Origin of the sequence: Enterococcus sp. AZ084 (assembly GCF_051714905.1) — a bacterium.
GTDB classification, from domain to species: Bacteria; Bacillota; Bacilli; order Lactobacillales; family Enterococcaceae; genus Enterococcus_B; species Enterococcus_B pernyi.
Window position 1 is genome coordinate 1,852,403 of record NZ_JBIOSS010000001.1, and the last position, 20,073, is coordinate 1,872,475.

The following is a 20,073-nucleotide window of genomic DNA, read 5'->3' on the forward strand; positions in this document are numbered from 1 at the left end:
AGACCAATATCAAAGCTTAAAAAATAGTTTTGACATTAGTCTTTTTATAGTTAATTAATAAGTCCCACATCTGCGTTTCTTATTCACCCATGTCATTAGAAAATCTTTTACTTCAGAGTATATATTTATTTTAAAATGGGATATGCTGATACCACGGTTATTTTACCATTCATTTTAACATTTACATTTCCTTTTATCTCAAATCCAGCTGTACTCTCACCACTAAAAGTATGGTTTCCAGGAGAGTCAAAATTTTTTTGCCTTACAATTTGTTCTACTTCACTCGTAATTTTCTCTGCATCCCAGCTGTCTGGAAAAACAGTAGATTTTGTATTCTTATATTTCCCATCATACTTAACATCCGCCTCAAAAGGTCGTCCTTCCACCACCGCCCCAGTTGGTTCATAAACTACTCCACTGTCTGGGCTATAAAAATCAGGATGTCTCGAATGGGCACCTGTGATTTCAGGATTGCCACTTCTCCCCGGTCTCACCTCTCCTGCCACATGACGCAACGACTTGCGGTTATAAAATTCAGTGGTTGGTAATTTTTCCACCAAGGCTTCATTTGGACAACCTTTGGTGATCAGGGCTTTCTCGGCTTCTAGCACGCGAGCGGCTTCAGCTTCTTCGACTTCGATCGCTGTTACGAAGACTTCTTCGGATTCAACTGCTCGTAAGACAGAAAACATTTCAGACAACGGTAAGCACATAATGATAAGTAAGATGTCTGTTTTTTCGAGCTGGATTTGGGACTGTTTGATGACCCAGTCGGTATTTTCGTAATTTGGTAAATTCTTCAATACATTGCCACCGACTTCAGAAATCGCTGCAATGGTGGTTTCATCTAGACTTCTTGGTAAGGCATTCGTGCGTTCTTCATCAAACAAGCCATCGGCTAACGCATAGTAGTTGCAATAGATACCGAAAAAGCTTTGCACTTTGCGGATCGTATAGATGACTTCTTGGTTAAAGCCGATGTCGATTTGGTCTAAGGGAACAATTTCTTGCGTTCCCCGATACACAAACTCACCTTCCCGATCAATGACAACTTCTTTGTCATTGGCTTTCGCTGCAATCCGGAATAGATTGGTCTGAAACGTATCAGGTAATTGATCAATCAGCGCATCCCGCTCATCGATCATTTTACGAGTGATTTCTTTTCCGACTTCATTGACGGAATCGACATCTGTTGGGTCTACTGCCCCGAATTGGACCGAAGAATATTCTTTGACCAGTTCCAAGGCTTGTTCAGGTGTGGCGATTTCTGCTAAAAATGTATCAAAGTCCGTCTCCATGGGAATCGTGATGCCACGAACATCATATTGTGTATATAATTGTTGACGATGGTCATAGGCGGTATAGCTCATGGTCACATTGACATAGGGCGTTCCTGGACCATTATATGGAGAAAAATTGATTTGCTTGAGGGCGCCGATCCGCGGAGGTAATTTTTCATTTCCCGGTAAGTATTCATTCAGCGAACCATCTGGATAAACTAACAGACTTTGATTGTTCGTGCTTTTCGGCACGAATAATCTGCTCACACCGTCTGTGCCAGTTCGCATCTCATATCCAGATAAGTCGGGGGTCGTTTCTATGTATTCGAGAAACTGGTTTTGGACTGAAATCCAGCTAGCCAACTCGATTTTGGTGGTCGGATAAATCTCAACGGGGTCTTCTGGAGCATCAATGGCGTCACCAAGTAAACTGATCGATTGTCTTAAGATATTGGTGGAGGTCACACGATACAACTGACTGACAGCCGTCTCTTTGGACGATTCTTTTAAGTAGGGTCGGGTAAATTCAGCAAAGGCGGTAGCTTGGATGATCGGTGCAATTTTTGAACGAGCAAACCGTGCACTGAGGGGTAACGTACTTGGCCCTTCCATCATGTCTAAATAATCCGCTAGAACTAAATTATCAAATACGTTATGTTCGGCAGTCAGGGTATCCGTAAATCCTCGGAGTTTTGCCCATTCGTTCCATGTTTTTTCATCTTTTGCTGGCGAAGTGCCACTTAAATCAATCTCAACAGCTGGACGCGAGGTTGCTTCTTTGAAGGATCGATCACTCGCAAAGGCTAAGAGCGTCGGTTGGAAAACCGACGACAACAACATCACAACCATCAACAACGAGAACCATTTCTTTTTCACTTTCATTTTTCCACTCCTTTTCTTTTTTATTTACACCGAGAGTATATCGCAAGAAAAGAAAGCGCTTAACAAAAAGTGAAGATTCTCATGAAACGACTTTTTCTAAAATAAGAAAAGGAAATTCAATTATTTATTCATAAAAATTTTTGTATGTACAATTCAACATAAAACAACTATGAAAATGTATGCCGTACCAAAAATACGTCAAAAAAGCCGGGATTTTTTCAAATCCCGACTTGGCTCGTTTCTAAAAGAGAACCTTCTAGATAAAAATCAATTCAATTGTAAATATGCAATGGATTATTGACTGATAAATAACTTTTAGATTTCTCTTCAGAAAATCATTGAGCAATGAAACTTTTTACATTTTATCTGGTGCATGTAATCCTAATAGACGTAAGTCTTCTTTTAGTAAAACAGTTACCGCATAAACTAACGCTAAGCGTGCTTCTTTTTGGTCATCGTCCGCTAAGATTTTTGTATGTGCATAGTATTTATTGAATGCTTGTGCCAGTTTGATCGCATGTTTTGCAATGATCGATGGCTCATATTTTTCACCCGCTTGAAGTACTGTTTCAGGGTATTTCTGTACAAGCTTCACGACTTCCCAACTATTTTCATCATTCAACGCATAAGCTTGATCTTCAGAAGGAACAAAACCTGCTTTGTCTAATAAACTCATCGCACGAGCATGAGTATATTGGACATAAGGACCAGTTTCCCCTTCAAAACGAACCACTTCTTCTAAATTGAAGTCAAAGGTATTCAAACGGTCATTTTTTAAATCGTGGAAAATAACAGCACCAACACCGACTTGTTTTGCGATGACATCTTTGTTTTCCAAATCAGGATTCTTTTCACTGATTTGTTGTTTCGCTGAGTCGATTGCTTCATTCAATACTTCTTCTAGTAAAACGATCTTTCCTTTACGTGTAGATAGTTTTTTACCACCTTGTGTGATCAAACCAAACGGGATATGGTGCATATCATCTGACCAGTCAAAGCCTAGTTCTTTCAAGACAGCTTTCAATTGTTTAAAGTGATAACTTTGTTCATTACCAACTACGTATAGTGATTGACTGAAATCATACGTACGTTTACGGTATAGTGCAGCTGCCAAGTCACGTGTGATATAAAGTGTCGCACCATCTGATTTTTTGATCAAGGCAGGATTTAGATCATAAGCAGATAAGTCAACGATTTCTGCACCTTTGTCTTCTTGTAAGAGATGTTTTTCTTCTAGTAATTCGACGATTTCATCCATCTTGTCATTATAGAAAGCTTCCCCGTTCAATGAATCAAAACGAACTTCTAACAAGTCATAGATCTTGTTGAATTCTTTCATTGATTCGTCACGGAACCATTGCCATAACTCCATCGCTTCTTCGTCGCCTTCTTCTAGACGCTTGAACCAAGAACGAGCTTCATCATTCAATTCAGGTTGTGTTTCAGCTTCTTCGTGGAATTGGACATATAGACGCAATAATTCATTGATTGGTTCAGCTTTTACAGATTCAGCAGATCCCCATTTTTTGTAGGCAACGATCAGTTTTCCAAATTGTGTGCCCCAGTCTCCTAAATGGTTGATACGTACTGGTTGGTAGCCTAATTTTTCCATGATAAAGCCAATTGAGTTTCCGATCACTGTCGAACGTAAGTGACCCATTGAAATTGGTTTTGCAATGTTTGGTGAAGACATATCGATAGGCACGCTTCCTTGGTTACCGATCGTGCTATCACCATAGTGTTCTTTTTCTTTTACTACTGTAGCTAACACTTGCTTACTAATGATCTCTTTGTTCATAAAGAAGTTCAAGTATGGTCCAACGACTTCGATTTTTTCAAAATTTGTTGCATCGATTTTCTCAGCAAGATCCGCTGCGATCTGTTGTGGTGCTTTACGGAAGATTTTTGCTAAAGAGAACGTGGGAAATGCGACATCTCCATGGTCCGCTGATTTTGGATTTTCAAGTAATTGTGCGACTTGCTCCAACGTCAAATCATCTTGTACTACTTCATATAGTGCTTTTGCAACAACATCTTTGTTATTCATTTATTTTCCTCCTACATATTGTTTGCTGTAAAACAAAAAAATCTCTAGCAAATCCATATTTCCTATGAATTTACTAGAGACGAGAATTCCCGCGGTACCACTCCAATTGTCCTAAAAAAGGACCTGCTCGATCTGATATCGGTAGACGACCGTCTGTCAAAGACAGAGTTCTCCAAGTGCGCTTCATTGGGATTTGTCCGTCCGGCTTCCACTCTACCCAGACTCGCTTTGAACGAAATGACACCAATTACTCTCTTGTTCAGCAAACGTTGCTCTTATTTAACTTGATTTGAATTATAGCAGATATCCAATCGACTGGCTAGAGTTTTCTTCATAAATAAACGGTGTTCGAAAAGCTGACCTTCAACAACAAGCTAAAAAATCAAAAAATATGAGATACTATTTTCTGATTTTCTATCTTATTGCTCAGGTCAAAGTGCTTTTCTCACAACCTAAAATGTCCAGGAGGTCTAAAGGAGATTAAAAACCAACTGGACATTTTATACACATGGTCATGGTAAAACGATAAAAAGTTTCTTACGCTTCATCAGCAACAATGATCGTTCCTTCTTCTGAAGCTAATAGATTCTCAATATTTTCTAAGGAAGTAATAATTGCTTTCCCAGTAGGACGAGCCTCAACAAAGGCAATCGCTGCTTCCACTTTTGGCAACATGCTTCCTGGAGCAAATTGGTTTTCAGCAATGTATTGTTTCATTTCTGAGACACCAACTGTTTCTAGTTTCTTTTGATCAGGTTTTTGATAATTCACATAGACATTATCGACACCCGTCAACACGATCAGTAGATCTGCTCCGATGATCTCTGCTAATTTTTCAGAAGCAAAATCTTTGTCGATCACGGCTTCTTTTCCTTCAAGACCTGTTGCAGTTTCCACTACTGGAATACCGCCACCACCTACAGAAATGGTGATCACGCCTTGTTCCACTAATGTTTGGATGACACGAGCTTCTTTGATTGAGATTGGTTTTGGAGAAGCAACGACCTTACGCCAACCACGTCCTGCATCTTCTTTGAATGTTACGGAAGAGTCTGCTTTCATCTGATCGTTCGCTTCTTCTTCTGTATAGAAAGGTCCAACTGGTTTGCTTGGATTTTTGAACGATGGATCATTTTCATCAACGATGACTTGTGTCACTAAAGAAACGACATCTTTATCGATTCCTTTTTCCTTCAACACTTCGCCCATCGCATTTTGCAACCAATAGCCAATTGAACCTTCCGTCATCGCCACGCATGTATCTAATGGCATTGCCGGTGTTTTTTCTGAATCAGCCGCTTGTTGTTGGATCAACAAATTTCCAACTTGAGGACCATTACCATGTGAGATGATCAATTCATCTCCTTGTTCAATAAATTTCACTAAGTATTTTGCTGTTTCCATCAATGCGTCTTGTTGTGCTTTTGCACTTGCATCTGTTGATAAAATCGCGTTTCCGCCTAATGCAACAACCACTTTTCTGTTTGCCATGTCTATCTCCCTTTCTTTCAGAACATTCTGAATTTTACCGATGACAAAACAAGCCAGCGTTCTTTCTGAACGATCCTCACGCTGACTCGTTTTGATTATTTACTTGTTAGTTGTTACACACGAGGAATGAATAAGTTTCCTAGTGTTGCTGCCATGATTGCTTTGATTGAGTGCATACGGTTTTCTGCTTGCTCAAATTGACGTGCATATTTACTGCGGAATACTTCGTCTGTTACTTCCATTTCAGTGATGCCGAAGCGTTCTTTCATTTGTTCACCGTAAACTGTCTTCGTATCATGGAAGGCTGGTAAGCAGTGTAAGAAGATCAAACGATCTGTATTGTTTGTTTTTTCGATCATATCCATATTGATTTGGTAAGGTTTCAATAATTTGATACGTTCTTCAAATTTATCTTCTTCACCCATTGATACCCAAACGTCTGAGTAAAGAACGTCTGCTCCGTCAACCCCTTTAGCAACATCGTCAGTGATCATTAATTGTGCACCTGATTTCGCTGCAAACTCTTCAGCCATTTTCACGATTTCTTCTTCAGGTTGTAATTCTTTTGGTGCAACGATACGCATGTTTGTTCCTAAGATCGCACCTGTTACTAACAATGAATTCGCCATGTTGTTACGTCCATCGCCACAATAAGCAACTGTGATGCCTTCCACTTTACCGAAGTTTTCTTGGATCGTTAAGAAGTCAGCGATCATTTGAGTTGGGTGCCATTCATCAGTTAAACCATTCCATACAGGTACGCCTGAGAATTCAGCTAATTCTTCCACCATTTTTTGGCTGAAACCACGGAACTCGATTCCGTCAAACATACTACCTAATACTTTGGCAGTATCTTCTGTAGATTCTTTTTTACCTAATTGGATGTCATTCGCACCTAGATATTCAGGATGCGCACCAAGATCGATTGCTGCAGTTGTAAATGCTGCACGAGTACGTGTTGATGTTTTTTCAAATAGTAATGCAATATTTTTTCCTTCTAAGTAATGATGTGGGATGCCACGTTTTTTCAAATCTTTCAAGTGTTGAGAAAAGTCGATCAAATATTGTAACTCTTCCTTTGTAAAATCTTTTTCTGCTAATAAACTTCTTCCTTGAAATACTGATTCTTTCATATGAACATTCTCCTTTAAAATTGTATTCTATTTGATAGTACATAAAGTACTTGGTATTAAGAGGAAATCTGATGGCAGCTGACAGTGACTGCCATCAGGAATAAACTATTTTAAATCTTCACGAACTAACGGTTGGCTCATGCAACGAGGGCCGCCACGACCGCGTGACAATTCACTTGAAGTGATTTCCAATACTTTGATGCCGTAGCTTCTCAATAATTCGTTTGATACATAGTTACGATTATAAGTAACTACCACCCCTGGAGCGATCGCTAATGTGTTTGAGCCATCATTCCATTGTTCACGAGGTGCAACGATCGCATCGCCATTACCTGTTGGGATCAATACAAGATCATCTAAACCTAGAACTGATTTCAATGACTCTTGTAAATCATCTGAATGAGAAATTTTGATATCATCGCCAGCTTGTTCGATTGTAAAGACGTCCATTTTTCCTTCTTTACTTTGGATCGCTGGGTGGATCGTGAATTTGTCATGGTCAACCATTGTAAATACTGTATCTAAATGCATCATCGCACGATTATTCGGAATCTTGATTGCCAAGACTTTTTCAAATCCTGCGTTTTTCGCAAATAAGTGACGTGCTAAACGCTCGATCGCTTTTGCATTTGTTCTTTGTGAGATACCAACAGCGACAACTGTGTCACTAAGGATCAATTCATCCCCACCTTCGATATGATCTGGATTTTCGCGATCCAACCATACGTCAACACCTTTATTTGCAAAACGTGGATGGTGGTTCAAAATGTATTCTGTGAACATTGACTCACGACGACGCGCTTCAAATGCCATTTTATTGATTGTCATCCCATTTCCCATTGATGCGGAAGGGTCTCTTGTAAAGTATAGGTTTGGCATTGGGTCCATGTAGAATGGATAGTCGTCATCAGATGATAAATCGTATAAACTACGTGATTTCACATCGATATCTTTTGTACGGACACCCGCCATGATCTTATCTACCATATCTTGAGTTTCCATTGATAGAAGGAACTCATGAAGACCATCTCTAACAGCATTAGATGCAATAAAAGATTCATCTAACATTTTATTTAAAAATTCCTCTTTGACATTACCTGCATCGATTGCTTCAGCCGCTAATTTCTCTAAATATAATGTTTCAGCGCCTTCACTTTGGAGCACTTGTGCAAATTCATCATGCTCAGCTTGTGCAATCGGTAGATACGGAATGTCGTCGAACAACAAACGATCCATAATATCAGGTGTTAGATTTTCCACTTCTTGACCAGGTCGTTTTAATAATACTGTCTTTAACTTTCCTATCTCAGAGAAAACGTGAATCGGTTTATCCATGTTGTGTTGCCTCCTTCGTTTTGATTACATACTTAGAATAAACTGCTTTTGTAATCACTTTCATGCTTTTCTCGCATTTTAAATGAGAAGAATCTCTCATTATTAAAGCTTAATTAAATAATTACACATTTTTGCATCTTTTATTAATAATTTCTCTTTTTTTTATACTGAAAACTCTATCAAAAAAATTTTTATTCATCAAAAAAATTTTTCTGTATATTTTTAAATCCCATTTAAATTAATGTTGTTAGCGTTTACTTTATGTATATTATTTGTTTTTTATACACTTTTATGATCACTCATCAAATTATATTCATCTGTTTTGTATAAATCCTACATAATAACAAACGCAATTGATTTTTTACAAAATATAGCTTTTCTCGGAATGTATTATGGCTTTACAAAAGAAATAAAAGAAGTCACAATAGAATTAAAGAATAATAGGAAGCAGGGATGTTCATGCGTGTAAATAAAATCGATTATCATTTTTCTAAACTCAGATATCAACCTGATTTTGAACACTTTACTGATGAGGAATTTGAAGAAATCAAAGAGCAGACTGTCCTACGTTCATATAAGAAAGGACAAGTGCTTTTTGATGAAGGAGATGAGCGGCAACGTTTCTATGTCTTAACAGAAGGATTGATCCGTTTAGAGCGTTATGACGAAAGTGCGACTTATTACTACTATGATTATGTCACAGCAAATAATCTCTTTCCAATGTCTGGTATTTTTGAAGAAGAACCTTATACGTATACAGCACAAGCCATGACAGATATCGAGACTTTTTATTTTCCTGTAGCTTGTTATGAAAAAATCGTCAAAAACAACCCCAATCAATTGATTTACATGATCCAAAAGTTAGGAAAAGTCGTTCAGATGCACGAACTACGCATTCAAATCGGCTTGACCTCCAGTGCATTTGACCGAGTGAAACAAAACTTATTTGTTTTAAAAGAAGAATTAGGAATCCCTACAGAAGACGGTCATATATCGATACCCTATCCGATCACGTTGAAAGAACTAGCAGTCAATAGCGGTACCACTCGTGAAACCGCCGGACAGGTGATCAAACAGCTGAAAGATTCAGGCTTGGTGAATTATGACAAGAAGCGGTTCACGTTTTGTAAGGAGGCAGTGACGCCGGGGTGGCGGGAGTGAAAAAATGAGCTCTATAATTTATGGGACTGATGAATCAAAATTGATTCTTCAGTCCCATTTTCATTTAAGTTATAAAAAAACATATCGTTCTCTAGTCCACAAAATAAACAACTGAGAGGACGATATGCTATATGAATGATTCTCTCAAAAAAATGCTGAGACTAATAGATAAAGATTTGATGATTACTGAGATCTCTTACGTGATCTTTCATAAGGAAAAGACATTGATCATTAATGCCATTCTCTCAGCTGATCCTCGTGCCTGTAGAAGTTGTGGTTCTACTGTGGTAGATGGAAATGGGAAAGCAAGTGTGGTGAGAAACGGGAAGAAGGAAATCATTGTCCGCTTTGAACAATACAATCATATGCCTATGCTTATGCGTTTAAAAAAAGCAACGCTATACCTGTAAAAACTGTCGAACCCATTGGACTGCTCAAAGCTATTTTGTACGCCCAAGACATTCAATTGCGGATCATGTCAGATATAAAATTGCTTCTTTACTGACTGAAAAAGTCTCTTTATCTTTTATTGCGAAAAGCTGTCAGGTATCTTTGACTACCGTTATTCGTACATTGAAAGAGTTTAAACGCTATTTACCAAAGCCCACTAAGAGGATTCTCCCCAAAGTATTGATGGTTGATGAATTTCGTTCGCACACTTCCATAGAATATAAAATGAGCTTTATTTGCGCAGATGGAGAAACAGGTAATTTAATTGATATCTTACCTACTCGTAAATTACCTCGATTAACAAACTATTTCTTTGGCTGCACCAATCCAGAAGAAGTAAAATTCTTAGTCACAGACATGAACGCCGCCTACTTCCAGCTCACCAAACGCGTTCTGCCAAATGCGAAAGTAGTGATTGATCGGTTTCATATTGTCAAACACATGAATCAAGCTTTCAATGAGTTGCGTATCCGTGAAATGAATGAACTGCGTAAAGCAGGACAGAAAAGCCATGCAGAAAAACTGAAAAAGAACTGGCGCTTTCTGCTAAAAAATCGTGCAAACATTAATCACTATGAGTATAAAACATGGAAAAGTTTCCGAGCACCTAAATACCCATTTCTTACTGAAGCAATGATGATTGATCGATTGCTTAGCTTTTCTAAGCCCCTAAAGGAGGCGTATCCCTTTTTCCATGAATTAGTTGAAGCTTTTCGAGACAAAGACCCTGACTTGTTTTTCTCCTTATTGGCAGAACTTCCCGAAACGTTAGATGACGGCTTTCGTGAGAAACTTCAAAACCTACTGACCTACGAAGAAGGCATCGCCAATGCGATGATTTATCCTTACTCCAATGGAAAAATAGAAGCAAAGAATACCCACATAAAAACGATGAAACGAGTATCCTACGGATTTAGATCATTTGAGAACATGAAAATTAGAATCTTTTTGACCAATCAATTAATCAAAGTGAGATAACAAAAAATCTGAGCCAGAATGAGGTTCATTCTGACCCAGATTTAATTTTTCGCAACTCATCAGTCCTTATTGACAAAGAGACTTTATTTCATGTAAAATCAAACTTTTATGCATATACTCATTCGCGATATTTCAAGATTCTCACGAGATAAAGCAAGTCAGTTTAAAAAAAAGCAAAGCTTTCTTTTCCAAAATAATAACGTCTTTTTCTTTTCATCCATAATTCTTCGGTAACCCTAGCTTTTATTCTTCAGGTTGAATGAGTTTGCGAATTCATGTGTACTTGACAAAGAATCTGAATTTGATCATCTTTATTTGATCTTTTATTTAATGCTATACTTTTCTTATAAATACCTTTTGGCTTATTCAAAATAAATAGAAAAGACTATCAGAATAATTTAAGTAATAACTGTCCTTAAAGTTTGTGACTAGAATTGCTAATGTTTGATGCTTATCCTATCAGGAGTATATTAAATACTCTTCACATAAATTTACATTTTTATCTCAATAATTGAAAATATATCAATATAAAAAAGAAGTAACATAAATGATAAAAATATTTATAAACTCCAATACCTAAAATTCTTATTAGTAACTTCTTCTTTATTAAATAAACTTTTTACGTCAATTAGAACATTCTGCTGCTTATTAGTAAATAACTTTTCATATTTTTTAAAGTCTTTTCTGTACTCTTCATGACCCACAGCAACAATTAAACAATCTAAATCACTTAAATCTTCATAATTTGTTAATTCTACACCATATTCCTTTTTCACTTCTTCTTTATCAGCATACGGATCCGAAATTAAAACATTCACATCATATTCTTTTAATTCTTTAAAAATATCTATTACTTTTGTATTTCTAATATCCGGACAATTTTCTTTAAATGTAAAACCTAAAATACCTATTTTTGCTTCTTTAACTTGTTTTCCTGTTTTTACTAATTCTTTAATTGTAGCACTAGCAATAAATTCTCCCATTGAATCATTTATCTTTCTACCTACAGATACAATTTGACTATGATAACCTAATTTTTCCGCTTCAGAAATAAAATAATATGGATCAACACCTATACAATGGCCTCCCACTAATCCAGGATAAAACTTTAAAGCATTCCATTTTGTATTCATAGCTTCTATAACATCTATAGAGCTAATGTTCATTTTATCAAAAACCATTGCTAGTTCATTCATAAAAGCAATATTGATATCACGTTGACTATTTTCCACTACTTTTGCTGCTTCAGCTACTTTTATTGAAGATGCTAAATGTACACCAGAAGAAATTACAATCTCGTAGACCTTAGCTATTTCATTTCTTGTTTCATTATCAATTCCTGAAACAATTTTAACTATCTTTTCTAAAGTATGAATTTTATCTCCCGGATTAATTCTTTCTGGAGAATAGCCCACCTTGAAATCAACCCCACATTTTAGTCCTGAGTATTTTTCTAAAATTGGTATACATACTTCTTCAGTGGCTCCAGGATAAACTGTAGATTCATAAACTACAATTGATCCTTTTGTGAGATTTTCACCTAATATTTTACTAGCTCCTTCTATTGGTGACAAATCAGGTGTTTTATCTTGATTTATAGGTGTAGGAACTGCAACTATATGAAATTTAGCCTGCTTTAATCTTGATGGTTCACTTGTAAAGTAAACATTACTGGAGGCTATAGCTTCATCTCCAATTTCTAAAGTTGGATCAACACCTTTTTTGTATAAATCAATTTTTTGTTTGTTAGTATCAAAACCTATTACTTTTACTTTTTTTGAAAATGCGACTGCGATAGGCATTCCTACATATCCTAGCCCAATTAATGATATATTTTCCTGATGATTAATCAGTTTTTCATATAATCCAAACATTTTACTCCTCCATATTTTTTATTAATTTTTTTAATTTTTTCAAAGAACTTGTAGAGTTTTTCAAAACAAATAGTTTTTTTTCTTTAATATTTCTATTAATACTATTACTTGCTGCATCTTCAGCATGAATTACGTGAATACTAGGTGAATAAAGTAGTTTTCTATCTTTTTTTTTCGATAAATAAAATAAAAAATCTTCTTCTCCATATAAAAAAGTCTCTGGGTAAAACGCAAACTCATTATGTTTAGTATAATTATTGGAGTATATCAGGCAAGACCCATGTAAAGGTACATCTACCTCATCTGAAAGGTCAGTTTTTCGTATTTTAGAGACTTTATTTTTATAAAAATTCAAAAAATAATATATATATCTGAATAAATTTAATATCAATGTCTTATTAATTTTATTTACAGAATCATGAACATATTCTATTGGATTCTGATCATTTCCGATTAAATCAGATATTTTAGGGCCTAAAATATCATAATGATTACTTACGTATAGTTGATGTACTTGAGTTAAAAAATCCAAACTCTGTATATAAACATCGCTATTCAATATAACAATGTAATCAGAGTTATACTTATATTTGGCTACCGTATATCCAATATTGTTTCCTTTTGCAAAACCTACATTATATTCCATACTTATTATCTCTATATTATCAGTATTAGAATACTTATTTAAAAGCTTTGATAAACTATCGTCAGTAGAACAATTATCGATAATTATAATTATGACAGTAGCAAAATCATTTTTTAACTTATTTATATTTTCAATACATTTTTTTGTCTCATTAAACGTATTATAATTTAGGATTACAAAACTAAATTTCATTTGTTTCCCTTCTCTCAACATAATTTGAAAAAATCGAAAAAATTATTGGGAAATAAAGGATTCTTTGCGGATCAAATAAGCTAAGCGATATTGACATACCTATAAAATAAATAAAAATTAGTTTATTTTCAAAATTAAATCTTATATTTTTTATAAAATAATTCATCAAAAATACTAACCATATTACTATTAAAATTCCGTATCTAAACATAAATCCCAATATTCCTATATCTGTAAAATTATAAATATTCTTAACATAATCACTAAATCCGAAACCATATATAATATTATCAAAAAAATGTTTCCGATAATGATTGATAACTTCAAATCTATATAGCACACTTGCCTGTTGCTGTCCTACTCCAATAAATTTTTCTAAAAAATCTAACCTAATCAAAACAATTATTGTAAAAAAAGCAACAATCATATGGGATAATATTTTTACATATATTCTTTCTTTTTTTAATAATGTTATATAAAAATAATATACAATCAAAACTAAAGAAAGTAATGAAATCATTCTGACATTTGACACTTCTAACAAAGCATACATACATACAATTATTAAAATTAATGAGATTCTTTCACTGTATATATTTAAACACGTACCAATTAAAATAAACAATACAGTACTTCCTATTATATCAGATGTTTGAGGGAACCTAATTTTATTATTTACTAATTGTACTAGAGTTAAATTATTTTGAATAACATAATCTTGAAAAAAATAATAGAAGATAATTGTACATAAAGTAAAAAGTAAACCGATATTTACATAGACTTTTATAAACCATATATAGTTAATTTTGTCTCTGAAAAAACTTTTAAGAGGAAAATACAATAACAGTATCAAATTATAATAAAAATTGCCTAATAATAGTTTATTTTCTTCTTTGGATGTAATCATTTGTATAAAAAGCAAACTACCCATAATTATTAACAAACTAATCACTAATAAGTCTGCTTTACCTAATTTTAAACCTTTTTCTCTAAATAACAACCAAAAAATAAATAAGGTGAGACTAAATAGAGTTATTAATATTTTATTATGATATGAGTTGATTTTGGTTAAAGATGTAAAAAAAATAGGTAGCATAAACATTTGTGCGTTTAGTATTAATATCGAGAGATAGATAAATTTAAAAAAAATATTTTTCTTTGATTTTTTTAACATTTCATTACCTCTCATATTTATTAGAAGTATCTAAAATATAACGAATTAAGCTTTTCGCTCTATAACTCCAAGATATACTATCTGGTATATCATATTGTTTCACTTTATTCTTATCATATTTCATTATTTCGTTAATCCATCTCTTATAGTCATTTGTAACCGTAACAATTTCTTTGAATTCTTCGACACCCAATATTCTTGTTGTTATTATTTTTTTACCAGTATTTAAGTATTGATATAGCTTTAGAGGGTCTCCTCCATTTTCATTTTTACCAACAGCATGAGGTATAATTAATATATCAAACAATTCTAGATATGAATATATATCATATGAGCTTATTGGTCCAAACTCTATGATATTATTATTATTATTAAAAATATCAATTAGTTTTTTATTTTTTTGTCCTTTTAGGTGTGGTCCAATATACGTGAATACAGTGCTAGGCAAACTCCGTGATAAGCTTTCAACCAATTTTTCATCAATTCTGGTTCCTAACTTCCCTATATATCCAACAGTCTTTTCATAATTATTGATTATTTTTTTCAATTCTTCTCTCTTCTTATTTTTTTCATTACTATATATAACAGGAAATACACCATTTTTGATTAATTTTGGAGTTACAGAAAAATTTTTTTTACAGAATTTTTGGGTTTCGACAGAATTACAACAATAAAAATCACTTATTTTAATAAGTTGGTTGTAGCCTTCGTATGCACATTCTTTTTCAAGTTTACTAAGGGACGGGTGAATTGCAAAATTATCCATCATATCAAAAATCACTTTTGCTCCTTTTTTTTTGCAATCCTGTATCAATTTATAAGCAAAAGGATTATTACTATATATATATGTGTCGCTATTTACAATATCTGATATTTTCTGAAAAGCATCATTATATCCTTTTACCCACCACCCTCTTTTTTTTGTGACAATATCCCACTTAAATAAATAATCAAGATCAATTATATGAGCAGTTTTAATGATTTCCATTATCTTATTTTCGATACTGCCTTGAGGAAAAATCCCTGTATCTACTCTAGATTTCTGTTTATCTAAAATTGTTCTAGGTTTTGAAATAGCATACAAGTCAAACATTTCAGTATCCATCATTAATTTTAGTAGAGCGTATTCTCTTGTCATAATCTGAAAATTTTTAAAGTAATTAACGTCATGATAAGGAATAAAAATTAATTTTTTCAAATTATTATACCTCCTTATTACTAATAAAAAGCTGACTATATAAACTTACTATTTTATCCCATGTAAAATTATCAGATATTATTGTATTCGATTCACAGGCAAAAAAAGAAATAATCTTATCATTATAAGTTTCAACTTCATTTATAGTATTACTTAGATTTCCGGTTTCTTTATTCCAATATTTTGCACCTTTCAATGCTACTTCTCTATTAAATCCAACATCTAACAATAAATTTAACTTAGTACTAGACAATGCTTCTAATAAAGAAGGATTTGTGCCACCTACTTCATGTCCATGTATATATGCGAAAGCATTTTCTCTTATATATTTTAATAAATCTTGATTATAAACTGTACCCACAAATTTTATACGAGAATCTTCATCAAAATGTGGTATTTGTTTTAGTTTTTCATAAAACTTATTTTTTTCTACATTAGTTATTAATACAAGATCTCTTTTAGTGGATGATTTCAAAAATTCCTGTATCATAATTTCGTAATTATTCTCTGGAACAAATCGTCCTACAATGAGATAATAATTTCCTTCTTTAATATTTTTTTTATCAAACCATTCTTTTACGATGCTATCATCTTTACTCAAATTTGAATACTCCAAATCTGTTCCATAAGCAATATAAGTTGTTTTTGGTGAATATTTTTTATATTGACTTTGAATATATTTTTCAATATTTTTACTATCACATATCAATAAATCCGAATTTTTAACCATTAATTTTTCCGAATATTTCCAGTACTTACGCACAGGATAACTCCATTTGGCTCTTAGCCATTCATGTCCATCAGGATTCACGTAAAGTTTACCATTCATCTTCTTTATCTTTTTTTTAAATTCCCAAACAAATGGTCCAATTCGACATGCTAAAACATAAAATATAGGTGAAATATCATTATTACTTTTAGATTTTTTTATTGCTATTTCTAAAGCTTTTATATCATAATAGATGGCTTTAGCTGGGCCAATATTTGGAACATCTACATTAAAACAATCAGCATTGTTATAGAAAAATTCTTTTTCAAAAATATCTGACTTCAAAGAATTTTCAGACATACAAGCTACGTGATATTTTATATTTTTATTTTCATTTTTCTTGGTGAGATTTTCTACAAATGATTCGAAACCACCATATTTAGCAGGTATTCCTTTAGACCCAATAATATATACATGTTGAATATTATTATCTTTCAATTTTTAAACTCCTCACTAATAAGCCCCATTAGGTTTAATAACGATTAAAATTGTTTTTAAAATTATTTTAAAATCGTTATATAATCCTTGATTAGTTATATATTGTAAATCCAAATCAATCATCGAATGGAAACTAACATCATTTCTTCCACTGACTTGCCACAAACCTGAACATCCTGGTTTTACATATAGACGTTGAAGATCATAACTGGTATATTCAGCTACTTCTCTTTCTAATGGTGGCCGTGGACCAATTAAGCTCATGTCTCCTTTCAAAACATTCCAAAGCTGTGGTAATTCATCGATACTTCTAGCACGAATAACTTTTCCTATATTGGTCACACGAGGATCTTCTTTTATTTTGAACATTGCACCTTCAATTTCATTTTGATCAAGTAATTCTTCTAATTGTTCCTCTGCACCCAAACACATAGAACGAAACTTATACATCTTAAATGTTTTCCCATTTTTACCAACACGTGTTTGACTGAAAATAATTGGACTTTTAGGCTCTTCTTTCCTAATTTGATATGCAACATAAATCATTAATGGTAATGTTAAAGTTAAACCAAAAATACTTCCCATAATATCAATTATTCTTTTAAAAAACAAATAAATATATCGGCCTTCTACTTTTTCTTTATCTAACCAAATCTGATTAGTATGCACTTCACTAATGTGAGCCAGTAAATCCTCACTTTCCATACTTTCAATTTCTTTCACTATTTCACTCTCCCCTCTTCCTTTTTGCTTTGAAATCAGGACCTAAAATAAACCAAATTTTTTCCTTTTTATCTCTTCATACACTGGATAACTAATTTCATCTCCATTGATCAGATCCTTTGCAACTTGCTTCATCTGCTCTACTTTTTCGTTTCCAAAATCTTTGACGATTTGCTCATAGCATTCTTTTAAATAAAAATTCCGTTTGGAAATGCCGTGGGCATCAGATGCAACCATCTGAACTAGATTATGTTTGACCATTATTTTGGCTGTTTTTTGGATATCTTTACCAAATACACCAACGTAACTGGGAGCCGTCAGTTGTGCGAGACACCCCATGTCAAGAAAAGGAAGAAGATGATTAGGATCTTTTCGAAAATGAGCATTGCGCTCGGGATGAACGATCACTGGTATTTTTCCTAATTCTAGCAGTTCAAAAAAAAGCTTCTCTGCATATAATGGCACAGCAAGTGTTGGAAATTCAATCAAAAGATACGTATCCTCCAAATCTGTAAATAAGATTTCATCTCGTTGAATGTCTTCAAGTAAATCTCCACTGATACGTACTTCTTGACCTTCCAGTAATATTAATGGTAATTGTCTTTTCTCCAGTTCTGCTTGCAAAGAAGCGACAAGAGAAATGACTTCCGTTTTTTCATTGCGATACTTCCCATTATTATGATGAGGAGTGCATAAAATATGAGTAATGCCTTGGCTAATTGCTTTTTCTGCCATAGCAATACTTGCATCTAAATTTTCTGCTCCATCATCGATTCCTGGTAAAATATGACAATGTAAATCAATCATTTTTTCTCACTTCCTCATCAATAGTAATAATAATTAAAATCTGCATTTTTCTTCGCACCGTTGTAAACAACACCTAAAATCGTTGCTTGTGCAATGGATAGCAGTTCTTTGGCTTTGATTAATTCTTGTTTCATTGTTTTACGTTCTCGGACGACTAACAGTGTCCCATCTGTTTTTGCGGCTAAGATCTGAGCATCAGTGACTGTTGCAATGGGTGGTAAATCAAAAATGATCAAATCAAACAATGCTTTTAGTTGTTCGATCACTTCTTCCATTCGTTTCGAATCAAGTAGTTCTGATGGATTAGGTGGTTTCGGTCCACTTGTCATGACCCACAGATTTTCGACGGAACTGGTATGGTAATATGATTCCGGTCTTCCTTCGCGATCACCTAAGAAATTACTTAACCCATTGACGTTTGGTAATTGAAAGGTCAATGCCACACTTGGTTTTCTCAAATCAGCATCGACTAGTAAGACTCTTTTGCCACTATTTGCAAATACGACAGCTAAGTTAGCAGCTGTTGTTGATTTTCCTTCACCTGGTCCAGATGAAGTCACGACCATTGTCTTCAACTCACGATCAACAGAAGCAAATTGGATATTTGAACGAATCGTCCGAAATTGTTCGGAAACCATGGCATTTTTATCGGTAATGCTGAGGAGTGAAACAGGTAAAATAGTGTTTTTCTTCATAAATACTTCTCCTTATACACGTTTTCGTGAACGACGGCTTTCTCTTTGTTCAGTTGTTTCAATCGTTTCGACTTTTGATGGTTGAAACATACGGCCGTTTTCAAGTTCTTTCTTCGTCATTTCATTGACGTCTCCAAGAATCGGCAATCCTAATTCTTCTGTTACAAAACGTTCGTCCTTGACTGTTTTATCTAGCAGTTCTAGAAGAAAGGCTAATCCGACTCCAATCATCAAGCCAAGCAACCCGCCGATAACTACGTTCAACATATTGTTTGGTGAAACAGGCGTAGGATTACTTTGCGCCGCAGAAGTGATCGTCACTTTATTGACATTCAATACGTCCGTGGCTTTTGATTGGAACACTTGTGCTGTTACATTTGCGATGTCAGTTGCATGATCTGGATTATCGACAGTTGCAACGATTTGGAACATTTGTGAGTTTTGTGATTGGTTGACACTGATCACCGATTTCAACTCACCCTTTGTAAGACTTTGTCCATAATTTTGTTCAAGTTCTCTTTGAACATCATTGATGACAACATCGCCTAAAATCATATCTTTGTAAGTATTGATCAACAATACGTTAGCATTGACATCTTGTAGATTCGTATTCGTATTTTCTGCTTTTGACTGAACGATCATCTCAGCTGATGAACTGTATTTAGGTGTGATCAAAAAGAACGTGACTCCAGCAGCTAATGCAAATCCGGCAAGCGTGGTCGCAAGAATCAGCAACCAACGCTTTCTTAAAATCTCAAATAATTCTCCTAGACTAATCGTTTCTTCCATGTTTTCTCCAC

At 34.2% G+C, this 20,073-nt stretch carries 15 protein-coding genes and 1 pseudogene; 2 read left to right on the plus strand and 14 right to left on the minus strand.

Annotated features, from left to right (window positions below):
* Positions 1-125: 125 nt before the first annotated feature.
* The 5 genes from IGI79_RS08410 to arcA form a co-directional block, all read right to left on the minus strand.
* On the minus strand, positions 126-2,162 hold the full coding sequence (locus IGI79_RS08410) for an EndoU domain-containing protein (RefSeq protein ID WP_438845847.1): 2,037 nt from the start codon (positions 2,160-2,162) through the stop codon (positions 126-128).
* 355 nt (positions 2,163-2,517) lie between these two features.
* Positions 2,518-4,209: an arginine--tRNA ligase gene (gene argS / locus IGI79_RS08415; RefSeq protein ID WP_074801792.1), complete on the minus strand. Its 1,692-nt coding sequence runs from the start codon at positions 4,207-4,209 to the stop codon at positions 2,518-2,520.
* Between the two features lie 537 nt (positions 4,210-4,746).
* Positions 4,747-5,700 carry a carbamate kinase gene (gene arcC, locus IGI79_RS08420; protein WP_010735176.1) on the minus strand — a complete coding sequence of 318 codons (954 nt, stop codon included), beginning with the start codon at positions 5,698-5,700 and terminating at the stop codon, positions 4,747-4,749.
* 113 nt (positions 5,701-5,813) lie between these two features.
* Positions 5,814-6,833 carry an ornithine carbamoyltransferase gene (gene argF, locus IGI79_RS08425; RefSeq protein WP_010735175.1) on the minus strand — a complete coding sequence of 340 codons (1,020 nt, stop codon included), beginning with the start codon at positions 6,831-6,833 and terminating at the stop codon, positions 5,814-5,816.
* 105 nt (positions 6,834-6,938) lie between these two features.
* Positions 6,939-8,168, minus strand: coding sequence for an arginine deiminase (gene arcA / locus IGI79_RS08430; RefSeq protein ID WP_062805084.1), 1,230 nt, complete (start codon positions 8,166-8,168; stop codon positions 6,939-6,941).
* A gap of 459 nt (positions 8,169-8,627) precedes the next feature.
* Here arcA and IGI79_RS08435 point away from each other — a divergent pair, with 459 nt between their 5' ends.
* Complete coding sequence (locus IGI79_RS08435) at positions 8,628-9,329, plus strand: Crp/Fnr family transcriptional regulator (protein WP_023519859.1); 702 nt, start codon at positions 8,628-8,630, stop codon at positions 9,327-9,329.
* 131 nt (positions 9,330-9,460) lie between these two features.
* Positions 9,461-10,757, plus strand: a pseudogene (locus tag IGI79_RS08440) (ISL3 family transposase).
* 560 nt (positions 10,758-11,317) lie between these two features.
* On the opposite strand, the gene IGI79_RS08445 reads toward IGI79_RS08440, so the two are convergent.
* From IGI79_RS08445 to IGI79_RS08485, 9 genes are read right to left on the minus strand one after another with little or no spacing between them, the layout of a single operon-like run.
* Entirely contained in the window at positions 11,318-12,631 is a 1,314-nt protein-coding gene (locus tag IGI79_RS08445; RefSeq protein ID WP_438845848.1) for a nucleotide sugar dehydrogenase, read from the minus strand.
* A 1-nt stretch (position 12,632) separates the two neighbouring features.
* The gene (locus IGI79_RS08450) at positions 12,633-13,469 is read right to left on the minus strand and encodes a glycosyltransferase family 2 protein (RefSeq protein WP_438845849.1); all 837 of its coding nucleotides are present in this window, start codon (positions 13,467-13,469) and stop codon (positions 12,633-12,635) included.
* Positions 13,459-14,643 carry a hypothetical protein gene (locus IGI79_RS08455; protein ID WP_195273154.1) on the minus strand — a complete coding sequence of 395 codons (1,185 nt, stop codon included), beginning with the start codon at positions 14,641-14,643 and terminating at the stop codon, positions 13,459-13,461. The genes IGI79_RS08450 and IGI79_RS08455 overlap by 11 nt, the downstream gene beginning before the upstream one ends.
* Before the next feature lie 4 nt (positions 14,644-14,647).
* Positions 14,648-15,841, minus strand: coding sequence for a hypothetical protein (locus IGI79_RS08460; RefSeq protein WP_438845850.1), 1,194 nt, complete (start codon positions 15,839-15,841; stop codon positions 14,648-14,650).
* A 4-nt stretch (positions 15,842-15,845) separates the two neighbouring features.
* Positions 15,846-17,033 (minus strand): beta 1-4 rhamnosyltransferase Cps2T, encoded by a 1,188-nt coding sequence (cps2T, locus tag IGI79_RS08465; RefSeq protein ID WP_411161347.1) that lies wholly within the window; start codon positions 17,031-17,033, stop codon positions 15,846-15,848.
* Between the two features lie 30 nt (positions 17,034-17,063).
* Complete coding sequence (locus IGI79_RS08470; RefSeq protein ID WP_438846067.1) at positions 17,064-17,753, minus strand: sugar transferase; 690 nt, start codon at positions 17,751-17,753, stop codon at positions 17,064-17,066.
* 60 nt (positions 17,754-17,813) lie between these two features.
* The gene (locus IGI79_RS08475; protein ID WP_195273157.1) at positions 17,814-18,578 is read right to left on the minus strand and encodes a tyrosine-protein phosphatase; all 765 of its coding nucleotides are present in this window, start codon (positions 18,576-18,578) and stop codon (positions 17,814-17,816) included.
* 17 nt (positions 18,579-18,595) lie between these two features.
* Positions 18,596-19,273: a CpsD/CapB family tyrosine-protein kinase gene (locus IGI79_RS08480; protein WP_019724207.1), complete on the minus strand. Its 678-nt coding sequence runs from the start codon at positions 19,271-19,273 to the stop codon at positions 18,596-18,598.
* A gap of 12 nt (positions 19,274-19,285) precedes the next feature.
* On the minus strand, positions 19,286-20,062 hold the full coding sequence (locus IGI79_RS08485; protein ID WP_438845851.1) for a YveK family protein: 777 nt from the start codon (positions 20,060-20,062) through the stop codon (positions 19,286-19,288).
* Positions 20,063-20,073: the final 11 nt, after the last annotated feature.

Bases quoted from the DNA above. Each gene is read 5' to 3' on its own strand.
- IGI79_RS08445 (WP_438845848.1), bottom strand. From the start codon at position 12,631: ATGTTTGGATTATATGAAAAACTGATTAATCATCAGGAAAATATATCA.
- IGI79_RS08475 (WP_195273157.1), bottom strand. From the start codon at position 18,578: ATGATTGATTTACATTGTCATATTTTACCAGGAATCGATGATGGAGCA.
- IGI79_RS08485 (WP_438845851.1), bottom strand. From the start codon at position 20,062: ATGGAAGAAACGATTAGTCTAGGAGAATTATTTGAGATTTTAAGAAAG.
- arcC (WP_010735176.1), bottom strand. From the start codon at position 5,700: ATGGCAAACAGAAAAGTGGTTGTTGCATTAGGCGGAAACGCGATTTTA.
- IGI79_RS08450 (WP_438845849.1), bottom strand. From the start codon at position 13,469: ATGAAATTTAGTTTTGTAATCCTAAATTATAATACGTTTAATGAGACA.
- IGI79_RS08410 (WP_438845847.1), bottom strand. From the start codon at position 2,162: ATGAAAGTGAAAAAGAAATGGTTCTCGTTGTTGATGGTTGTGATGTTG.
- argF (WP_010735175.1), bottom strand. From the start codon at position 6,833: ATGAAAGAATCAGTATTTCAAGGAAGAAGTTTATTAGCAGAAAAAGAT.
- IGI79_RS08470 (WP_438846067.1), bottom strand. From the start codon at position 17,753: ATGGAAAGTGAGGATTTACTGGCTCACATTAGTGAAGTGCATACTAAT.
- IGI79_RS08435 (WP_023519859.1), top strand. From the start codon at position 8,628: ATGCGTGTAAATAAAATCGATTATCATTTTTCTAAACTCAGATATCAA.
- IGI79_RS08480 (WP_019724207.1), bottom strand. From the start codon at position 19,273: ATGAAGAAAAACACTATTTTACCTGTTTCACTCCTCAGCATTACCGAT.
- arcA (WP_062805084.1), bottom strand. From the start codon at position 8,168: ATGGATAAACCGATTCACGTTTTCTCTGAGATAGGAAAGTTAAAGACA.
- IGI79_RS08455 (WP_195273154.1), bottom strand. From the start codon at position 14,643: ATGTTAAAAAAATCAAAGAAAAATATTTTTTTTAAATTTATCTATCTC.
- argS (WP_074801792.1), bottom strand. From the start codon at position 4,209: ATGAATAACAAAGATGTTGTTGCAAAAGCACTATATGAAGTAGTACAA.